Genomic DNA, 20,760 nt, shown 5'->3' on the forward strand with positions numbered 1-20,760 from the left:
CTCCAACATTGCTGTGTGTGCAGATATCCGATGGTTGGGGTTCGCACCCCAACCTACGCCGCAGAGGACGAAAAGGGGAGTCACTTGAGCGCATCACTACTGTCCTTGTACCGGCGCATCACCCGCTGGCCATGCGGCCACTGGCTGTTCTCCCGCGCCGTCTGCCTGCGTGCTCCCTACTTCGCCACCATTGCTCCTCTATTCATTGCGCTCGAACCGGGACGTTGCGAAGTGCGCATTCGCGATCGCCGCCGCGTGCATAACCATATCGGCACCGTGCACGCCATTGCGCTTTGCAATCTCGCCGAACTGAGCGCCGGCGTGATGACGGAAGTTACTATTCCTGCAAACATGCGCTGGATTCCCAAAGGCATGAACGTGGAATACCTGAGCAGAGCGAAAGGCAGCATGCATGCCGTCGCCACGCCGGAGACGCCGCTCGAAGAGGTTCATGCCGGCAGGGAATGGCCGGTGCAGGTGGAAGTTATCGATCCATCAGGCACGCCGGTGTTCCGCGCACGCATCATGATGTGGGTATCGCCCCGTAAGCCGCACTGACACGACGCGACCAGAATGGCCGCACGATGCTCTTGCGCCGGATGGCGATCACCAGCAACACCAGCGACACCGATGTGCATACGGCCAACGCGACGACGGAGGCTTCCGCACCGAATATGCCGCCGCTCAACCAGTCTGGCCCCGTACGAGTCGATTGCAGCCAGCCTTTGACATCACCGCCCGAAACCGGAATGCCATAGATCGTGCCTTGCGAGATGTTCCATGCCGCATGCAAGCCGATACACGCCCAGAGCGTGCGTGTCACATGAAAAACCAGGGCGAGCAGGATGCCTGCTTCGATGGCGATGGCGGCGGAACTCCACAGCGTGGCGCCGGGATTGAAGATATGCGCGCCGCCAAAAAATACGGCGGAGATGGCCAGTGCCCACCACGTGCCGAGCCCTTCTTCGATAAGACGGAACAGCACACCGCGCGTAATGATTTCTTCGCCGATGCCGGCGCTGACACCGGCCACCAGCACTTCGGGCAACCAATCCACGTGTGCATTAACGCCCAGCACGTGATAACTGCCACACAGCCACAGCACGCCCACCACGGTGCTGAAGAGCAGGAAGCCGCCGAAAAACCATGCCAAGCCATAAGTGGGCAATGCGCGCAAGGACAACTCACGCGGTGATCGCCGTTCAACCCCGTACACCAGCACCAGATAGCCGATTACGGAAGACGAAAGTTCGATCGAGAGGATGTCCAGCGCGCGTTGCATCGGTGTCACCGCATTGCCAAGCCAGCCCAGTGACGACAGCGCGCCATGGACTGCATAACCAACCGCAAAGGCCACGGCGGCAAAGATGACGATGCGTGCAAGCGGCGAATAGATCAGCCAGCGCTGCCATGTGGGTACGAGCGGGGGGCGAAAGGCGGATTGGTTGGACACCATGGGTTCCCTTGATTGCATAGGTTGGTTTGGCGCTGGTTGGCGCAGCGTCACCGTATGATGCGCTTGGACCGTGTTGGGTTTATGCGGCGCTTACCCAAACGATTCATCCGCGTCACACGGATGCCAGCACGCACCCGTTCTTGCCGTTTTCCTTGACCTGGTAGAGCGCGCGATCGGCGGCCTGGATCAGCGCCTCGTCGGTGTCGATCTTCGCGTTCCACAAGGCGATGCCGATGCTGGCGCTTACATGGGCCAGAAACGCGCCATGTTCGCCTTGCAAGGGATATGGCTGCGCCAGCACCTTGCAAATTTCCTGGCAACGTTGCAACAGCGGCTCGATCTGGTCCGCGCCCTGGAAGATCAACGCGAACTCATCGCCGCCGAGGCGCGCCGCGGTATCGTCGGCACGTACTTGGCCCACCAGCCGCGACGAAATCGCCTGCAACAGTGCGTCGCCTGCAGGATGGCCGTAGGTATCGTTCACCGCCTTGAAGCCGTCGATGTCGACCAGTGCCAGCGCAAACGGAATGCCATGCAGCATGCTGTATTGCACTGCCGAGCGCAGCCGCTCATGGAACAACATGCGGTTGGGCAGGCCGGTCAGCATGTCATGCGTCGCCTGATGCCGCACTTGCGCCTCGACCCGCTGGCGTTCGGCGATCTCGGCTTGCAATTGCTGGTTGCGTGCCGACAGTTGCTCCAGCGTTTCCTGCAATTGCATGCGCGCGTTGTGCAGTTCCAGGAATACACGCACTTTCGAAGTGAGGATGACGTCGTTGATCGGTTTGGCGATGTAATCGACTGCGCCGGAGCGATAGCCCTTGAGCCGGTTGATGTCGTCGGAGTACGCGGCGGTAACGAAAATCACTGGCGTATCGCGCAGCTGTTCGGTTTCGCCAAGCAGGCTGGCCACTTCGAAACCATCCATGTCCGGCATGTTCACGTCGAGCAGGATCAACGCGAAGTGTTGATCCAGGCAGCGCGACAAGGCCTCATTGCCGCTGCTCGCCTCCACCAGTTCGGCGCCGCAGTCGGCCAAGAGGTGGCGCATGGCAATGAGGTTTGCGCGTGTGTCATCGACAACCAGAATCTTTGGGATGTGTGTATTCATGCCAGGCAAAGTCGGTTGAGCAGCGGGGCGATATCCGATAAGGGCAAGCAGTAATCCGCACCGGCCGCATCCAGCGCGGCCTGCGGCATGGCCGGGGCTTCGGCATCGGCGGGAGATTGCACCACCGCCACGCCACCCAGTTGCCGAATGCGTCGCAATCCGGCGGCACCGTCGGCATTGGCGCCGGTGAGGATCACGCCGACCAGGCCTTGGCGCCATGCTTCGGCGGCGGAATAAAACAGCACGTCGATGGAGGGTCGCGCATAGTTCACCCGCGCGTCGGCGGATAACGCGAACTGCATCTCGCGCTCCACCAGCAGGTGGTAGCCCGCTGGCGCCAGGTACACCACGCCTTTGCGCACCGGTTCGCGTTCGACGGCGTCACGTACGGGCAGTGTTGCGGCTCGACCCAGCACGTCGCTAAGAATATCCATCGTGTCGGAACGATGGCAGCACACCACGATCGCTTGCTGAAGCCCGTTGTCGAGGCCGCCAAGCAGGGTCATGAGTCCATCCACGCCACCCGCCGAACAACCGATCGCGATAGCGGCAGGTACGTTCATTCGACGAGATCATCCAGGTGGCTGGCGAGCCGGTAAATGCGCTCAGGCTCGATGAAGGGCACGAAGGCTTGCGCCACCGGAGATCGATCCATGTTTTCGCGGACGCCCAGGCATAGAAAGCCGGCGCGTACCAGGCTGTCACGAAACAGCGAGAGGGCGCGGTTTTGTAACGAGTTGGAAAAATAGATCAGCACGTTGCGGCAGAGGATCAGGTGCGCTTCGCAGAATACGCCGTCTGTCGCGAGATTGTGCACAGCGAACGTAACGTTTTTGCGTAGACGCTGATTGAGCTTCAGCAGCTTGTAGCCGGCACTGCAGTAATCGGCCAGCGAGCGTTTGCCGCCGGCGGCCTGGTAGTTGCGCGACCACTGCTGCGCTTCCTGCGCTGGATAGATGCCTTCACTGGCGCGTTGCAAGGAACGGTCGCTGAGGTCGGTGGCGAAGATCTGCGTGCGTTCGTACAGCCCGGCTTCTTCCAGCAGGATGGCCAGCGAATACACTTCCTGTCCATGCGCGCAGCCGGCCTGCCAGATGTTGATGTGCGGATAGGACGCCAGCAACGGAAACACTTGCTCGCGCAGCGCGCGGAACATGACCGGATCGCGAAACATGTCCGACATGGGCACGGTAAGGCCTTCCAGCACGCGCGGCAGCAGTTCCGGCTCGTGCAGCATGCGGTTGGTCAGGGCGGTGAGGGTCTTGCAATCAAGCTGGTTGGCCAGCAGATGCGTGCGGCGTTTGAGCGAGGCGGGTGCATATTGGCTGAAATCGTAGCCATGGCGCTTCTGCAGCGCCTGCACGAACAGGTCCATTTCGATGCGTTCCAGCTCGGCGGCGTCCATGATCGCTTAGGCCCTCCGGGTCAGTCGCGCAACCACATGCGCATCAGCGACGCGAGCTTGTCCACGTCGATGGGCTTGGACATGTAGTCGTTGGCGCCCGCTTCCAGGCAGCGCTCGCGATCGCCGCGCATGGCTTTCGCCGTCAAGGCGATGATCGGCAGGCTGGCAAGGCCCGGCTGGGCGCGAATGGCGCGTGTGGCTTCGTAGCCGTCCATGCCGGGCATCATGATATCCATCAGCACCAGTTCGATCTGTGGATTCTCGGCCAGGGTCTGCAAGGCTTTCTGGCCATCCTGCGCCATGTTCACGCGCATGCCCCAGTCGCGCAGCACCTTGGAGAGGGCAAACAGGTTGCGCATGTCGTCGTCCACCAGCAGCACGTGATGATCGCGCAAGCCGTCATGGCTGGGCGCCGGGCCGGGGCTGTCGTGCGCATGCTTGGTGTCGCGGATGCTGTGCAGGAACAGGCTGACTTCGTCCAGCAGCCGCTCCGGCGAGCGGGCGCCCTTGATGACGATGCTGTCGGTGTACTGGCGAATGCGCAGGTTTTCCTCGCGGCTCAGTTCACGCCCGGAATACACCACCACCGGCGGAATGCTGCCACCGGCGGCCAGCTTTTCGAGCAGGTCGATGCCGGACATGCCGGGCAGGGTGAGATCGAGCACGATGCAGTCGTAGCTGGTACCGGCGATTTTTTCCAACGCCTCCTCGCCGCTGCCGGCTTCGTCGACTTCCACGTCATCGTCCAGGCTCAGCAAGTCGTGCACGGCGCTACGCGCGGAGACGTCGTCGTCGATGACCAGCACGTGGCGCAGCCGGCCCTTGGCGAAGTGCAGCAATCGTTCGAACGCCTGGTTGATCGCTTCCCGTGTCACCGGCTTGGTGAGGAAGCCCACGGCGCCCAGCTCGCGTCCGCGGCTGGCGTCATCGGTGGCGGTGAGAAAGTGCACGGGAATGTGGCGGGTGGCTGGATCGCCCTTCAATCGCTCGATCACGGTCCACCCGTCCATGCCCGGCAGCATGACGTCGAGCAGGATGCCGATCGGGTGATAGCGGCGAGCCAGCTCCAGCCCGGCTTCACCGTGCGGAGCGTGCAGCATGCGATGACCTTTCTGCCGCACCATGTCGGCAAGGATGCGCGCGAAGGCTGGATCATCCTCCACGATCAGGATCACGCTGTCGCCCGGTTCGATGCGATCGCGATCGTCCTGCATGCCCTCGGCCGGCAGCATGGCGCGCGTCACGGGTCTCGGCGCCGGCGGACGGCTGGCCACGGGAACGGGCGCCTTGGCGGTGGTCGGCGGACTGATGCTGTGTTCCGGCAGCAGCAAGATAAATTCGCTGCCCTGGCCGACTTCGCTACGCAGCAGGATATCGCCACCCAGCAAGGTCGCCATGCGGCGCGAAATGCTCAAGCCCAGGCCGGTGCCGCCGAATTGCCGGCTGGTGCTGCTGTCAGCCTGTTCGAACGCGTTGAAGATGCGTTCCAGCTTGTCGGCAGCCACGCCAATGCCGGTGTCTTTCACGCTGATCGCCAGCAGGGATTGGCCGTGCAGGGAATCAGGCACCGATAGCGTGCTGGCCGGCCGGCCGATATGCACGCGGATGCTGCCTTGCTGGGTGAACTTGAAGGCATTGCCCAGCAGATTGTTGATGATCTGCTCCAGGCGCGTCGGGTCGGTGTGGATGACTTCCGGCAGGCCGTCGTCGAGCGTTACCTGGTAATCGAGTTTTTTCTCGCGCGCCACGTGATCGAAATTGCGGCGCACGCTGCGGAGCAGGCTCTGCAGCGGGTAATCGACCAGCGCCAGCTCCATCTTGCCGGCTTCGATCTTGGACAGATCGAGAATGTCATTGATCAAGCGCAGCAGGCCTGAGCCGGCGTCGTGAATGATGCGTGCCGATTCCACTTCCTCCCCGTCCAGATGGCCTTCGCGGTTGTCGGCCAGGCTGCGTGACAGGATCAGCAAGCTGTTGAGCGGCGTGCGCAGCTCGTGCGACATGTTGGCCAGGAACTCGCTCTTGTACTGGCTGGCGCGCGCCAGTTCCTCGGCCTTCTGTTCGGTGTCGCGCTGCAGCTCTTCCACCTGATGCTTCTGCTGGCGCAGCGAGTCGGTCATCAGGCGCAACTCTTCGTTGGAGGCCTGCAGTTCGTCGGCCTGCACGCGCAGTTCTTCCTCGGAAGCGAGCAGGCGCTGGGATTGCTCTTCCAGTTCGATCGTCTTGGCTTGCAGCGTGTCGTTGGCGGCACGCAATGCTTCCTGTTGCTGACGCATGGTGACGGAAGAGATGCGCAGCTCATCGGTTTGCTCGCGCGTCTGCTCCAGCAGCTGCTCGGTATTGACGGCGCGATTGAGGTTTTCCAGCGTCAACGCCGCCAGCGGCAGCAGTTCTTCGAGCAGTTGTTCGTTATGGGCTGTGGGTGCGGCGAAGCCGGCGAATTCCAGCACGCCGACCAATTGGCCGCGCACCAGCAGCGGCAGGATGGTGAGATGGCTCGGTGCCGCCGAACCGCTGCCCGAGTCGATGCGGAAATAATTGGCCGGAACGTGATCCTGCTCGATGGGTTGGCGCGATGCTGCGCATTGCCCCACCAGTCCTTCGCCAGGCATGTAGGCATCCGGACTGTTCTGCATGCGCAAACCATAACTGCCGAGCAGATCCAGCCGCTGGCGTGATTCATCGAAGCCATAGAACAAGGCCACGCCGGCGTTGATCAACGGCGCCACCTGGGTGACCAGCCGCTCTGCAAAGTCGCGATGGTTGGTGGCCGATTGCAGGCTGGTGGAAATGGCCGCGGCGTGGCTCTTCAGTTGCGACTGCAGATGCGATTCGATCATCATCTGCTTGAACACTTGCAAGGCGCGCGAGATTTCACCGATTTCATCGCGCCGCTCGACACCGCGGATCTGGATATTGTGATTGTGATTGGCGAGCCGGGTCATCGATTCACCCAGGCGGCGAATCGGCCGCGCAACCATGCGCGTGGTCAGCGAGATCACGATCAGGCCTAGCGTGAACTCAATCAACGTGCTGGCGATGTTGAGGTAGATCGAGTTGTTGATCTGGCTATCCGCGCTGCGCGTGCGCCAGTCGAGCAATTGCCGTTCGGTGGCGACCATATCGTCGAGCATCGCCATGTAGTCTTCGACGTGTACGCTGCGATGGGCCAAGTAGTTCGCGCGGATGGGAGCTACCTGCGAAGCTGATTGCGGATCGCCCAACTTGATGGTGGACAGGGGAGTGAAGACGAGGTCTTGCAGGTCTCGGTCCCATTGCTGGGCCAGCTGCTTGATCCGGTCGATGCGCGACTGCTGCAGCGGGTTGTCCTGCGTCTGCTTTTGCAATTCGCCAAGCTGGAGGAGGAACTTCGCATCGTCATCCTTGACGTGCTGGAGTTCCTTCGGGTCCTGGATAAGCAGCAATCCGCGTAACGCAACCTGCCCGGACAAGGCCGTGCGCTGCAATTGCCCGATCTGCTGGATCACCTGATAGGTATGTTCCACCCATTGCCGCGTTTCCGATTGCCGATGTTCCGCGGCGATGTCGGTGACGTTGTCGGTGATGAAGACGACCAGCAGCAGTCCGATCGCCAGGATGATCTTGTAGCGAATGGGCAGGTGAGCCAGCCAGCCATACTTCCTAGGAGTCGGCGTCACATTGGAGCTGACCATGCGTAATCCCGCTGAGATGACAGTTGGATATGCCGCGTCCGGTAGCCGGGACGCGGTCCCCTTGCACTCAGATTAGCGAGATGCACGGCCGGGCGGTACTGCCCGGCGAACGTGACGGTTGTGTGAAGAGGGCTTTCGGCCGCGCTTAGACGTCGACCGACGCCGCGTGTTCGCGGGTGGCGGAGAAACGCACGGCGGGCGAGCGTTCCTGGGTCAGTTGCAGGTTCACGCGAGAGGGGGCGAGGTAGACCAGTTCGCCGGCCGCGTCGATGGCCAGGTTCATGATGTTTTTCTCGCGGAATTCTTCCAGCTTTTTTGCATCATCGCAGTGAATCCAGCGGGCGGTGACCACGCCGACCTGCTCGAAGCTGGCGTCCACGCCGTATTCGTCCTTCAAGCGATACGCCACCACGTCGAACTGCAGCACGCCGACTGCGCCGAGGATCAAGTCGTTGCTCATCAGCGGGCGGAAGAACTGCGTGGCGCCTTCTTCCGACAGCTGCGCCAGGCCCTTTTGCAGCGCCTTCATCTTCAGCGGATCGCGCAGGCGTGCGCGGCGGAACAGTTCCGGTGCGAAGTTGGGAATACCGGTGAAGCTGATCGCTTCGCCTTCGGTGAAGGTGTCGCCAATGCTGATGGTGCCGTGGTTGTGCAAGCCGATCACATCACCGGGGTAGGCGCTTTCGACGATCTCGCGGTCGCTTGCCATGAAGGTGAGTGCATTGGCGATGCGCACTTCCTTGTTGGTGCGCGTCTGGATCATCTTCATGCCGGCGGTATAGGTGCCCGAGCAGATGCGCATGAAGGCGACGCGGTCGCGATGTGCCGGATCCATGTTTGCCTGGATCTTGAATACGAAGCCGGTGAGCTTTTCTTCTTCCGGTTTTACTTCGCGCGAGAGCGTGGCGCGCTGGCGTGGGGCAGGTGCGTGTTGCACGAAGAAATCCAGCAGCAATTGCACGCCGAAGTTGTTCACGGCAGAACCGAAGAACACCGGCGTAAGTTTGCCGGCGCGGTATTGCTCCAGATCAAACGGATGCGATGCGCCCTGGATCAGCTCCAATTCGTCGCGCAATTCGTTCAAGGCTTCCGTGCCGATCGCTTCTTCCACGCCTGGCGCATCGAGGCCTTTGAAAATGGTCGAATCCTGGCGCGTGAAATTCTTGCCTTGCTCGAACACGTGCACTTCATCGAGCAGCAGGTGATACACGCCCTTCAGGCGCTTGCCCATGCCGATCGGCCAGGTCAGCGGCGCACACGCGATGCCGAGCACGGATTCCACTTCATCCAGCAACTCGATCGGCGAACGGCCTTCGCGGTCGAGCTTGTTGATGAAGGTCATGATGGGCGTATCGCGCAGGCGGCACACTTCCATCAGCTTGATCGTGCGCTCTTCCACGCCCTTGGCGCAGTCGATCACCATCAGCGCCGAATCCACCGCGGTCAGCACGCGGTAGGTATCTTCGGAGAAGTCCGCGTGGCCGGGCGTGTCGAGCAGGTTGACGATCTTGCCCTCGTACGGGAATTGCATCACCGACGAGGTCACCGAAATGCCGCGCTCCTTTTCCAGTGCCATCCAGTCCGACGTCGCATGCCGCGCCGCCTTGCGGCCCTTCACCGAGCCGGCCATCTGGATTGCGCCGCCGAACAGCAGCAGCTTTTCCGTCAGCGTGGTCTTGCCCGCGTCAGGGTGGCTGATGATGGCGAAGGTGCGGCGGCGGTGGGTTTCTTGTAGGTGGGCAGACATGGGTAGTCCGGCTGGCATGCGAACCCGCAATTGTAGCTTGGATGGCTCGCAGGTACGGGTGTTTGCTACTTCATGAGGCTTAACCGCTTTGGCGCGAGACCATGTTTCGCTGGACATCGCCCTGGATGACGCTGCTCCAGGCCGCAAAGGACATATTTGCCTAGCCATCGGCGCAGGCGCTCCTCGGCCTGCTGATGGGTAAATGTGTGCTGTTCCTCAAGCGCACGCTCGCCGCGAGCGATGCCGTCGAGAAGCTTCAATACGTGCGTTGCATCTTGCATAAGCGATGAGAGTAGCCACGATAGGTGTTACACGGAGTGCAATTCCTGCCTGAGGATTTGTCGCAGCGTCTCGGCTGTGAGCGGAGGCTCTGCGCTGATGGCGGCCCGTAGCGCTTCGTTGATGGCAGTTTGATAGCCCGTGCCATGGGCTTCTGCGCGTGCCCGAAAAGCCTCGATCACGTCGTTGTCGAGCATGATCGTGATGCGTGTTTTGCCCGGAGATGGAATGACCGGGCCGCGTTTGCCTTTGCTGAAATCGTACGGTTTGCTCATGGCGTTTTTCCTAGCCCCTGAGTTGGCGAGGCGCCCGTTGGTGATGGTGATCGATGAAATCTCCTTGCCTACGCAAAATACTGAGCCACCTCTCCTGGACTTGCTTTGCGAGCGGAGATCATCCGCACGCGGCCGCCTCGTTGGCTGTGCACGATCACCAGAATGCGCCCAAGTGCATCCATGCCCAATGAAACAAATCGTTGTTCGCCCAGTGCATCAGAGTCTTCGATGGTGATGGCGGAAGGATCGCGCAAGGCTTGTTCGGCGTGAGCGAAGCTGATGCCGTGTTTTCTAAAATTTGCCGCCGCCTTGGCAGGATCGAACTCAAGCTCCATAGCGGCAATATGCATATATTATGCATATATGTCAATCCTGGTCGCTGAATGCAAAAAAGCCCGGGAAAACCCAGGCTTTTTCGTTGAGACGATTGGCGAAGGACTTACTTCGCTTCCTTCTCCATCAACTTCGCCACCATGCTCGCCGGCACTTCTTCGTAATGATCGAAGATCATCGTGAAGGTGCCGCGGCCGCTGGTGGCCGAGCGCAGGAAGTTGATGTAGCCGAACATTTCCGCCAGCGGGACGAAGCCCTGCACGAAGGCGTTGGTGCCCTTCTGGCCCTGTTCGCTGACCGAGCCGCGGCGGCGGTTGATGTCGCCGATGACGTCGCCGAGGTAGTCGGCTTCGGTCACGACTTCCAGCTTCATGATCGGCTCAAGCAGCTTGGGCTTGGACATCTTCTGCGCTTCGCGGAAGCAGGCGCGGCCGGCGATTTCGAAGGCGAGTGCCGAGGAGTCCACGTCGTGGTACTTGCCGTCGACCAGGCGAGCCTTGAAGTCCAGCACTTCGTAGCCGGCCACCTGGCCCTGGCGCGATTCCACCGTGATGGCGTGTTCCACCGCCGGGATGTATTCGCGCGGCACGCGGCCGCCGACCACTTCGTCGGAGAACACCACGCCGCTGCCCGGTTCACCCGGCTCGAAGATGATCTTCACTTCGGCGAACTGACCCGAACCGCCGGACTGTTTCTTGTGCGTGTAGGTGTGTTCGACGGTCTGGCCGAAGGCTTCGCGGAAGCTGACCTTGGGCTTGCCCATGTTCGCTTCCACGCCCAGCTCGGTGCGCATGCGGTCGATGGTGATTTCCAGGTGCAGCTCGCCCATGCCCTTGAGCACGGTCTGGCCGGTTTCCTGGTCCACTTCCATGCGCAGCGACGGATCGGCCTTCACCATCTTGTAGAGCGCGGTGGAAAGCTTGTCGATGTCGTTGCGGCTCTTCGGTTCCACCGCCACGCTGATCACCGGGTCGGGGAAGCGCATGCGCTCCAGCAGCACCGGATGCTGCGGATCGGTGAGCGAATCGCCGGTCTCGGTTTCCTTCAGCGACACGAACGCGCAGATGTCGCCGGCGCGCACTTCGTCGATTTCCTTGGTGGCGTTGGCCTGCACTTCCACGATGCGGCCGATGCGTTCTTTCTTGCCGCGGGTGACGTTCTGCAGCGTGTCGCCCTTCTTGATCACACCGGAGTAGATGCGGGTGAAGGTGAGGGTACCGAACTGGTCGTTGATCACCTTGAAGGCCAGCGCGCGGACAGGAGCGTCGTCGGTCACCTGCTGTTCGCCGATGATGTTGCCGTCCTCGTCCACCATCGAGATGCCGCCGTTTTCGCCCGGATACGGCATGTAGTCGACCACGCCGTCCAGCATCTGCTGCACGCCCTTGTTGCGGTAGGACGAGCCGCAGAACACCGGCACCAGCTTGCCGGCCACGCAGCCCTTGCGGATGCACTTCTTCAGCGTTTCCAGCGTCGGCTCCTGGCCGTCGAGGTAGGCGTGCATGGCGTCGTCGTCCATTTCCACGGCGCTTTCGATGCTGTGCGCGCGCAGTTCGGCAAGCTTGGCCACCCATTCCTTGTCGGCGGTGGTGGTGAATTCCTTGACCCTCGGATGGTCAGCGACCTGGTCCAGCGGGATGGTCTCCCACTTGCTGTCCTTGTCGCTGCTGGCCCAGATGTAGCCCTGGCCGGCGATCAGGTCGACCATGCCGACGAAGTCGTCGCTGCTGCCCAGCGGCACCTGGCAGAGCACGATGTTGGCGCCCAGGCGGTTCTTGATGCCGTCGACGGCGTGTTTGAAGTTCGCGCCGATGCGGTCCATCTTGTTGATGTAGCACATGCGCGGCACGTTGTACTGGTCGGCCAGGCGCCAGTTGGTTTCGGTCTGCGGTTCCACGCCGGCCACGCCGTCGAACACCACCACGGCGCCGTCGAGCACGCGCAGCGAACGGTTCACCTCGATGGTGAAGTCCACGTGCCCTGGGGTATCGATCACGTTGATCTGGTGACCTTTCCACTCGGTCGACACGGCGGCGGACTGAATGGTGATACCGCGCTTCTTTTCCTGTTCCAGGTAGTCGGTGGTCGTGGAGCCCTTGCCATCCTTCGTGTCATGCACGTCGATGATCTGGTGCTTCTTGCCGGTGTAGTACAGGATGCGCTCGGTCGTGGTGGTCTTGCCGGCGTCGATGTGCGCGATGATGCCGATGTTGCGATAGAGGTGGAGAGGTTTCTGGCGGGCCACAGTCTTGGTTCCGTAGTAGAAGTCGTTTGTCGATCAGAACTTTGTTGTTCAGAGAAGCGTGCGCTCCCCGTGAGGAGAATCAAAAGATGGCGGGTCGTCCATGATCCGCAGCGTACGTGTCAAATGTGTATGCCTCGTTGCCGGCCAGGCGCGTTCATGGCGCAGAGTCGGCGAGTAAATCTTCGTAAAAGGCACCGAACGGTTCGCTCGGGTGGGCAATCTGGATTTCAAGAATCCACAACCCCTTGCCGGGTGTGTGGTCGAGATCTCCCAGGTCGCCGCCCTTGTGCACCGAGTGCGGAAAGTCGCTCACCCGGTGCCCTTTGATGGCATGGTTGAAGCGCCAGCCCATCGCCTCGGCACGCTCGGACGCATAATTATAAAGCTTTTGGCCGCTCCAGCCTTCATGGCGCCATTTCTGGGCGACATCCTGGAACAAATCGCGTGCAGCCTGTGCACATGCGGCCCGTTCGGGCGCCTGCCCGACCACGAAAGTATCGCCGACGTCGCCCTCGTGCCCATCGAATACCAGGCCAAGGTCGATGAAGTAGCTGTCGTTTTCAGCCAGCCGCACACCCGGCTGAGAGGGTTCGCGATACGTCCTGACGGTGTTCGGGCCGATGCGGATGATCACCGGGTGCCACAGTCGCTCCATGCCAAGCTGCTCGAACACTTGCTTGGCTTCCGCGCGCGCCTCGTCCTCGCTGATGCCGGGCCGCATGCGCGAGCGAATGCCGTCCACGGCCTGCCAGCTCAGCTCGCGGGCGCGCTGCATCAGCGCGGGATCGAACCGCAGGCCGACGGCTTCGCGATCGTGCGCGTCCACGTTCAGCCCACCAGCACCAGGGCGATGCCGATAGCGGCGGGAAGTCCCTGGATCCACAGCACCTTGCGCGTGGCGGTCAGCCCGCCATAGATGCCGGCGACCAGCACGCAGGCCAGGAAAAACAGCTTCACGTGCGTGCCTTCGGTACCGCCAAGGATCAGCCCCCACGCCAGGCCCGCCGCGAGAAATCCGTTGTACAGGCCCTGGTTGGCAGCCAGCACCTTGGTCTGCGCGGCGTATTCGGGCGTGAGGCCGAACGCACGCCGGCCTGTGGGCTTGTCCCACAACACCATTTCCAGGATCAGGAACCACAGGTGCATCAGCGCGATGATCGCGACGACGACATTGGTAAGGATCGACATGGCGGTCTTTCCCGGCCTCAGCCCAGCGCGTAGCCGAACTGTTCCTTGAATTCGGCGGCAAATTCGTCGTAGGTGAACGACTGGTTCTGCGTGCCGGGGTGCTCCACTTTCAGTGCACCCATCAGCGAGGACACGCGGCCGATGGTGGGCCAATCCCAGCCCTTCATGATGCCGAAGATCAGGCCGGCGCGATAAGCGTCGCCGCAGCCGGTGGGGTCGACGACCTGGCGTTCGCGTGCGGGCGGAATCTGGTGGGTGGTGCCCTCGGCGTGGATCACCGAGCCGTGCGGGCCCAGCGTCACCACATAGGCCTTCACGCGCGACGCAATATCCTCTGCATTCCAGCCAGTGCGCTGCTGCAACAGCTGGGATTCGTAGTCGTTGACGATCACGTAGGTCGATTTTTCGATCATCGAGCGGAATTCATCGCCGTTGAACAACGGCATGGCCTGGCCCGGGTCGAACACGAACGGCACGCCGCGCGCGGCGAATTCATCCACGTGCTGCAGCATCGCATCGCGGCCATCGGGGGCGACGATGCCGAAGCTGATGTGCGGGATATTGCGCACGTGGTTGGCATGCGCACTGGACATGGCGCCGGGGTGGAAGGCGGTGATCTGGTTGTTGTCCAGGTCGGTGGTGATGAAGCATTGCGGCGTGAACTGGTCGTCGAACACGCGGATGCAGTCCATGCGGATGCCGCAACGGTCCAGATGCTCGCGGTAGGGGGCGAAATCCTGGCCTACGGCCGCCACCGGCAGCGGATCGCCGCCCAGCAGCTTGAGGTTGTAGGCGATGTTGCCCGCGCAGCCGCCGAATTCGCGGCGCATCTGCGGCACCAGGAACGACACGTTCAAAATGTGCACCTTGTCGGGCAGGATATGGTTCTTGAACTGGTCCTGGAACACCATGATGGTGTCGTAGGCAAGCGATCCGCAGATGACGGCAGACATGGCAGATGAAGGTCCGGGTTAAGTTGGCAAACGCATCATCGTAGCGTTTGAGCCCGGAACGGGAAACAGGGAAGCGGGAACATGCTGGTTGGCAAAAGCGTCGACTCTTGCGCGATTGCCCTTAAAAAGACCGCTTTCTTAACGCTAATGTCCTTGCGGACAAGGGGTTTGCTGACTAGACTGGCGCGCTTACTTTTTAGCCAGAGTCGATGCGCGGCGGACCCATGTTCAAGAAGTTTCGCGGGATGTTTTCCAACGATGTTTCCATCGACCTTGGCACGGCCAATACGCTTATTTATGTGCGTGGCCAGGGCATCGTCCTGAACGAACCTTCCGTCGTGGCGATTCGCCAGGATCGCGGTCCGGGCGGTCCCCGCACGGTTGCCGCCGTCGGTGGCGAAGCCAAGCGCATGCTTGGCCGTACACCCGGCAACATCGCCACCGTGCGCCCGATGAAGGACGGCGTGATCGCCGACTTCACCATGACCGAGGCGATGCTGCAGCACTTCATCCGCCAGGTGCATCGTTCGCGCCTGCTGCGTCCCAGCCCGCGCGTGCTGGTGTGTGTGCCCTGCGGTTCCACCCAGGTGGAGCGCCGCGCGATCAAGGAATCGGCCGAAGGCGCCGGCGCCCGTGACGTGTTCCTGATCGAAGAGCCCATGGCTGCCGCGATCGGCGCCGGCATCCCGGTGCATGAGGCGCGTGGTTCGATGGTGCTGGACATCGGTGGCGGTACCTCCGAAGTGGCAGTGATCTCGCTCAACGGCATCGTCTACTCGCAATCCGTGCGCGTGGGCGGCGATCGCTTCGATGAGTCCATCATCAACTACGTGCGCCGCAACCACGGCACGCTGATCGGTGAATCCACCGCCGAGCGCATCAAGCTGGAAATCGGCTGCGCCTTCCCGCAAAGCCAGGTCAAGGAGATCGAAATCTCCGGGCGCAACCTGGCCGAAGGCGTGCCGCGCATGTTCACGGTCAACTCCAACGAGATCCTCGAAGCCCTGCACGAACCGCTCGCCGGCATCGTGGCGGCGGTGAAGTCGGCGCTGGAACAGACGCCGCCGGAACTGTGCTCCGACGTGGCCGAGCGCGGCATCGTGCTCACCGGCGGCGGCGCGCTGCTGCGTGACCTGGATCGTCTGCTGTCTGAGGAAACCGGTCTGCACGTGCAGGTGGCGGACGACCCGCTGACCTGCGTGGCCCGTGGCGGCGGCAAAGCGCTGGAGCTGATCGATCAGCACGGCAGCGACTTCTTCGCCCCTGAATAAACCGAGTGGTAACCGTCCTCGCGTGCGAGGACACCTTATTCCCTCTCCCCTCCGGGGAGAGGGTAGGGTGAGGGGGCAAGGCTTGCGTCCATGTCGATTCGAAGCGCATTAGGAAAAACACTCACCACTGAGTATCCGGCGAGGTTGGCCCCTCACCCCAGCCCTCTCCCCGGAGGGGAGAGGGAGCGTGTCGTATGCCGCTAGCCCGCGAGGAATCCTCGCCCCTGTTCGCCGGTACCGCGGCCGGAACCCTGCGGCTGATGTTCTATCTCGCCCTGGCGATGGTCTTGATGGTGCTCGACCATCGCAACGGCTGGCTGTGGCGCCTGCGTTATGCCACGGCGATCGTGGTGGAGCCGGTGTATCGTTTGGCCAGCCTGCCGGCTGATGGCTTTCATGCCGCGGGTGTGGCCTTTGCCGATCGCCGCCTGCTCACCGAGCAGAACCAGCGCCTGCGCGAAGACCTGCTGCTGGCCAATGCCAAGCTCAATCGCATGGCGGCCGTGGCCGAGCAGAACCAGCGCCTGAAGGAATTGCTCGATACCCAGCACAGTCTGGAACTGCACGTGCAGATGGCGCGGGTGGTTGGCGTGGATATGGGGGCGTACCGGCATCGCCTGATGATCAACCTGGGTGCCCGCGATGGCATCAAGACTGGCCAGCCGGTGATCGATGCGCGTGGCGTGGTTGGGCAGATCATCGACGTGCTGCCAAATTCCGCCACGGTGATGCTGGTGACCGATCCGGATCACGCCGTGCCGGTGATGATCCAGCGCACTGGCTTGCGCACCATCGCGTATGGCTCGCGTAACGGCCAGCAACTCACGTTGCCGAACGTACCGATGGCGGCTGACGTGCAGGCGGGCGACAAGTTGCTTACCTCGGGTCTGGGCGGTCGTTTCCCGCAAGGTTTCCCGGTTGGCGACATCACCAGCGTGGGGCCGTCCGCCACCGGCATGTTCCTGGAAGCGCATGCGCAACCCAGCGCCGACCTGGACCGCGCCGACGAAGTGCTGGTGCTGCATGACCTGCCGGAGCCGGCCGGTCCGCCGCCGCCCGTCACGCCGGCCGGTCCGCCCGCCAGCGATGCGCCGGCGCCAGCATCCACCACCGCACCGCCTCGCGCAGCGCTGCCGGCCGTGCCGGCGTCAGTCGCCAAGCCGGCAGCCACACCACCCGCAGGGACGCCATCGACATGAGCCGTCAACGACTCTCCTTCTGGTGGTTCGTCGGCACCCTGGTGATGGCATTGATGCTGATGCTGGTGCCGCTGCCGCACGTGCTGGAGGCATTCAAGCCGTATTGGCCGGCGCTGGTGCTGTTGTACTGGGCGCTGGAGTCGGGCGACCAGCGCGTCACGCTGGGCCTCGCTTTCATCTTCGGCCTCTGCTCGGATTTATTGACGGGCGTGTTGCTGGGCGAGCAGGCCTTGCGCTTGTGCGTGCTGGCGTTCATCGCCTTGCGTTTCCGCTCGCGCCTGCGCTTCTTCCCGATGTGGCAGCAGACGCTTGCGGTACTCGCCTTGCTGGTCAACGACCGCTTCTTGCTGCTGGTGGTGCGCGCGTTTGCCGGCGAATCCACGCCGCCGGCGTTGTGGTGGGCCTCGCCCTTCGTCAGTGCCGCGCTGTGGCCCTTCCTGTTCCTGTTGCTTGACGACTTGCGGATGCGGTTGAGGCTGCAATGAAGCCAGGTGCAAAACGCCTGCGCATCTACAAGGACACGCGCGGTGAAGGCGAGCTGTTCCGGCGCCGTGCGTTTGCCGGTTTTGCGCTGATCCTGCTCGGGCTGTTTGCGCTGGTCGGGCGCTATGTATTTCTGCAGGTGCTGCACCACGACGAATTCGCGCTGCGCTCGGTCAACAACAGCGTCAAGCCGCGTGCCATTCCGCCGGCGCGCGGCCTGATCTACGACCGCAACGGCGTGCTGCTGGCTGACAACGTGCCGGCCTTCCGGCTCGAAGTGGTGCCGGAACAAGTACACGGCATGAACCAGATGCTGGCGGAACTCGGCAAGGTGATTCCGCTGGATCAGGACGATCTGGACGCCTTCCACAAGCAGCTCAAGCAATCGCGCCGTTTCGACAGCGTGCCGCTGAAAATGCGCCTGACCGAGGACGACATCGCTCGTTTTGCAGTGAACCGCTGGCGTTTTCCAGGCGTGGATGTGGTGCCGTATCTCACGCGCCAGTATCCGCTGGGTCCATTGTTCTCGCATGTCGTGGGTTACGTCAGCCGCATCGACGCGGACGATCTGGAGAACCTCGACGCGGATCGCTACAAAGGCACCACGCATATCGGCCGCACCGGCGTGGAACGTTCCTACGAGGACATGCTGCACGGCACCCCTGGCTACGAGCTGGATGAAGTGAATGCCGATGGCCGCATCCAGCGCGTGCTGAAAACCGATCCGCCGGTACCTGGCAAGAATCTCTACCTGAGTATCGACTCGCGCATCCAGAAGGCGGCGCAAGACGCTTTCGAGGGTCGTCCCGGTGCCGCGGTGGCGATCGATCCGCGCAACGGCCAGGTGCTGGCGATGGTCAGTGTGCCGACGTTCGATCCCAATCTGTTCGTCAACGGCATCAGCAGTGCGGATTACAAGGCGTTGATGACTGCACCCGACAAACCGTTGCTCAATCGCGCGCTCAGGGGCGCTTATCCGCCCGGCTCCACGGTGAAGCCGTTCATGGGCCTGGCTGGCCTGGAATATGGCGTTCGCACGCCGCAGGATTCGGTGCTTTCCACCGGCGTGTTCTACATCCCCGGGCAGTCGCGCGGTTATCGTGACGACGTGCGTGGCGGCGTCGGCACGACCAATCTCTACAAAGCAATCTACGCATCGGTCAACACGTACTTCTACAAACTCGCGCTGGACCTTGGCATCGACCGCATCAGCGAGTTCATGGGCAGCTACGGCTTCGGACATCCCAGCGGCGTTGATCTTCCCGGCGAGGTGTCCGGCATCCTGCCGTCGCGCGAATGGAAGGCCAAACATTCGCCCAAGGAGCGCAACTGGTATCCAGGCGAGACGGTGATTACCGGTATCGGCCAGGGCTATTGGTCAGTCACGGCCATGCAGCTAGGCCATGCGTTGGCGACGTTTGCCGGCCGCGGTGTGCCCTACGCGCCACGCGTGGTGATGTCGACGGCGGATGTCGGCAAGCAGCCGTCGCCCTTGCTCAATCCGCCTACCGGTCCTTCGCTGATCAAGAACATGAAAGACTGGGAAGCGGTGAACGAGGGCATGCAGCTGGTGATCTACAGCACGGACCCGACCTCGACCGGCTTCGGCACCAAACTGGGCGATGGTTTCCCGTACCGCATCGCCGGCAAGAGCGGTACCGCGGAGCGTTTCTCGCGTAAGACCGACGCGTACAACGAAGACAAGAACACCGCTTATCTCGCCGCACGCCATCGCGCCTGGTTCGAAGCCTTTACGCCGGCCGAAAATCCGCGCATCGCCGTTGCTGTCGTGTTGGAGGCCGGTGCATGGGGCGCCAAGGACGCCGGCCCGATTGCACGCAAGATTCTCGACGCATGGCTGACGACGCAGGGCGGTGCCGTACCGCCGCACCAGCCGCTGCAGGAATCCGCCGTGGCATCGTCGTCATCGACACCAGTGCCGCCGACGCCGGAAGACACGCCGCAGGGCGACGTGCCCGCTCCCGACAGTTCCAGCGCGGGAGATGACACGCCATGATGATCGATACCCTGCGCATCCGCTTCCGTCGTTTCCTGCGCCGCGTGTGGACACGCCCGCGCATCGACCTGCCGCTCGCGTTTGCCCTGCTTCTGCTATGCAGTGTGGGCCTGGTAACGCTGTACAGCGCGGGCGACAGCAACGTTGGCCTGGTCGTCGGACAAGCCGCGCGCTTCATGCTTGGCGGGGCGTTCATTCTGCTGATGTCACGCATCCCGCCCTCGGTGCTGCGCAACTGGACGCCCTGGCTCTACGCGGGCAGCGTGATGCTGTTGGTGGTGGTTGCCGTATTGGGCGAAGGCCGCGGCGCGGATCGCTGGCTCAATCTCGGCATCATGCGCTTCCAGCCGTCGGAGCTGATGAAGCTGACCATGCCGATGATGGTGGCCTGGTATCTGCATCCGCGCCAACTGCCGCCGAGCTGGAAAGACATCATCGTGGTGGGCGGCATGATCGCCATTCCCGCCGGCCTGATCGCCAAGCAGCCGGATCTCGGCACTGCCTTGCTGGTATCGGCGGCGGGTGGCTTCGCACTGTTTCTCTCGGGCATGGCGTGGTGGCGCATCGGCGTGCTGCTTGCCGGCGCAGCGGGCATGGTGCCGATTGCCTGGCATTTCATGCATCAATACCAGCGCGACCGTATCCTCACCATGCTCAATCCCGAATCCGATCCGCTCGGCAACGGCTGGCACATCATCCAGTCGCAGATCGCGGTAGGCTCGGGCGGCATCTTCGGCAAGGGCTTCGAACAGAGCACGCAATCGCGCCTGGACTTCTTGCCCGAGCACACCACCGACTTCATTTTTGCGGTGTTTTGCGAAGAATTCGGCCTGATCGGCGTGTGCGCGATCCTGGTGCTGTATGCCTTCATCATCGGCCGTTGCCTGTGGATCGCGATGGAGGCGAAGGACACGTACTCGCGTCTGCTTGCCGGCGCGATCGGCATGAGCTTCTTTGTCTACGTGTTCGTCAACGGCGGCATGGTCGCGGGCTTGCTACCGGTGGTGGGCGTGCCGATGCCGATGGTCAGTTACGGCGGCACCTCGGCGGTGTCGTTGCTGGTGGGGTTTGGCGTGTTGATGTCGATACATGCCAATCGCAAGGTACATGACTGATGGTCCGTC

At 62.3% G+C, this 20,760-nt stretch carries 18 protein-coding genes; 6 read left to right on the forward strand and 12 right to left on the reverse strand.

All coding sequences use genetic code 11. The features are described 5' to 3' along the window. The first annotated feature begins 84 nt into the window (after positions 1-84). Positions 85-558, forward strand: coding sequence for a hotdog fold domain-containing protein (locus VJR68_RS02880; protein ID WP_324146041.1), 474 nt, complete (start codon positions 85-87; stop codon positions 556-558). Here the strand turns inward: VJR68_RS02880 and VJR68_RS02885 are convergent. The 12 genes from VJR68_RS02885 to VJR68_RS02940 all read right to left on the reverse strand — a co-directional run bounded on the left by VJR68_RS02885 (position 524) and on the right by VJR68_RS02940 (position 14,666). After that, positions 524-1,456, reverse strand: coding sequence for a type II CAAX endopeptidase family protein (locus VJR68_RS02885; RefSeq protein ID WP_324146042.1), 933 nt, complete (start codon positions 1,454-1,456; stop codon positions 524-526). The genes VJR68_RS02880 and VJR68_RS02885 overlap by 35 nt on opposite strands. 112 nt (positions 1,457-1,568) lie before the next feature. After that, positions 1,569-2,567, reverse strand: a complete 999-nt coding sequence (locus tag VJR68_RS02890) for a diguanylate cyclase domain-containing protein (protein ID WP_324146043.1) — start codon at positions 2,565-2,567, stop codon at positions 1,569-1,571. Then, positions 2,564-3,130, reverse strand: coding sequence for a chemotaxis protein CheB (locus VJR68_RS02895; protein WP_324146044.1), 567 nt, complete (start codon positions 3,128-3,130; stop codon positions 2,564-2,566). Before VJR68_RS02895 ends, VJR68_RS02890 begins: the two co-directional genes overlap by 4 nt. Continuing rightward, positions 3,127-3,972 (reverse strand): CheR family methyltransferase, encoded by an 846-nt coding sequence (locus VJR68_RS02900; RefSeq protein WP_324146045.1) that lies wholly within the window; start codon positions 3,970-3,972, stop codon positions 3,127-3,129. Before VJR68_RS02900 ends, VJR68_RS02895 begins: the two co-directional genes overlap by 4 nt. A gap of 20 nt (positions 3,973-3,992) precedes the next feature. Continuing rightward, positions 3,993-7,646, reverse strand: coding sequence for a response regulator (locus tag VJR68_RS02905; RefSeq protein ID WP_324146046.1), 3,654 nt, complete (start codon positions 7,644-7,646; stop codon positions 3,993-3,995). 145 nt (positions 7,647-7,791) lie between these two features. Further along, positions 7,792-9,393 (reverse strand): peptide chain release factor 3, encoded by a 1,602-nt coding sequence (locus VJR68_RS02910; protein WP_324146047.1) that lies wholly within the window; start codon positions 9,391-9,393, stop codon positions 7,792-7,794. A 308-nt stretch (positions 9,394-9,701) separates the two neighbouring features. Continuing rightward, positions 9,702-9,947 (reverse strand): BrnA antitoxin family protein, encoded by a 246-nt coding sequence (locus VJR68_RS02915; RefSeq protein WP_324146048.1) that lies wholly within the window; start codon positions 9,945-9,947, stop codon positions 9,702-9,704. Between the two features lie 68 nt (positions 9,948-10,015). Next, complete coding sequence (locus tag VJR68_RS02920; protein WP_324146049.1) at positions 10,016-10,297, reverse strand: BrnT family toxin; 282 nt, start codon at positions 10,295-10,297, stop codon at positions 10,016-10,018. 89 nt (positions 10,298-10,386) lie between these two features. Continuing rightward, positions 10,387-12,525, reverse strand: coding sequence for an elongation factor G (fusA, locus tag VJR68_RS02925; RefSeq protein WP_324146050.1), 2,139 nt, complete (start codon positions 12,523-12,525; stop codon positions 10,387-10,389). Between the two features lie 154 nt (positions 12,526-12,679). Continuing rightward, the gene (locus VJR68_RS02930) at positions 12,680-13,351 is read right to left on the reverse strand and encodes a M24 family metallopeptidase (RefSeq protein WP_324146051.1); all 672 of its coding nucleotides are present in this window, start codon (positions 13,349-13,351) and stop codon (positions 12,680-12,682) included. A gap of 2 nt (positions 13,352-13,353) precedes the next feature. Further along, positions 13,354-13,713, reverse strand: coding sequence for a DUF1304 domain-containing protein (locus VJR68_RS02935; protein WP_345786038.1), 360 nt, complete (start codon positions 13,711-13,713; stop codon positions 13,354-13,356). A 17-nt stretch (positions 13,714-13,730) separates the two neighbouring features. Further along, the gene (locus VJR68_RS02940; RefSeq protein WP_324146052.1) at positions 13,731-14,666 is read right to left on the reverse strand and encodes a carbohydrate kinase family protein; all 936 of its coding nucleotides are present in this window, start codon (positions 14,664-14,666) and stop codon (positions 13,731-13,733) included. A gap of 224 nt (positions 14,667-14,890) precedes the next feature. On the opposite strand from VJR68_RS02940, the gene VJR68_RS02945 reads away from it, so the two are divergent. The 5 genes from VJR68_RS02945 to rodA all read left to right on the forward strand — a co-directional run bounded on the left by VJR68_RS02945 (position 14,891) and on the right by rodA (position 20,751). After that, a complete protein-coding gene (locus VJR68_RS02945; RefSeq protein WP_188793345.1) occupies positions 14,891-15,937 on the forward strand; it encodes a rod shape-determining protein in 1,047 nt (348 codons plus the stop codon). 194 nt (positions 15,938-16,131) lie between these two features. Then, positions 16,132-17,136, forward strand: a complete 1,005-nt coding sequence (gene mreC, locus VJR68_RS02950; RefSeq protein ID WP_324146053.1) for a rod shape-determining protein MreC — start codon at positions 16,132-16,134, stop codon at positions 17,134-17,136. Next, the gene (gene mreD / locus VJR68_RS02955) at positions 17,133-17,621 is read left to right on the forward strand and encodes a rod shape-determining protein MreD (protein WP_324146054.1); all 489 of its coding nucleotides are present in this window, start codon (positions 17,133-17,135) and stop codon (positions 17,619-17,621) included. The genes mreC and mreD overlap by 4 nt, the downstream gene beginning before the upstream one ends. Beyond that, positions 17,618-19,636: a penicillin-binding protein 2 gene (gene mrdA, locus VJR68_RS02960; RefSeq protein ID WP_324146055.1), complete on the forward strand. Its 2,019-nt coding sequence runs from the start codon at positions 17,618-17,620 to the stop codon at positions 19,634-19,636. The genes mreD and mrdA overlap by 4 nt, the downstream gene beginning before the upstream one ends. Next, positions 19,636-20,751, forward strand: a complete 1,116-nt coding sequence (gene rodA, locus VJR68_RS02965; protein ID WP_324146068.1) for a rod shape-determining protein RodA — start codon at positions 19,636-19,638, stop codon at positions 20,749-20,751. Before mrdA ends, rodA begins: the two co-directional genes overlap by 1 nt. Positions 20,752-20,760 lie beyond the last annotated feature (9 nt).

It is taken from the genome of Dyella sp. (assembly GCF_035277725.1).
Lineage (GTDB): Bacteria > Pseudomonadota > Gammaproteobacteria > Xanthomonadales > Rhodanobacteraceae > Dyella_B.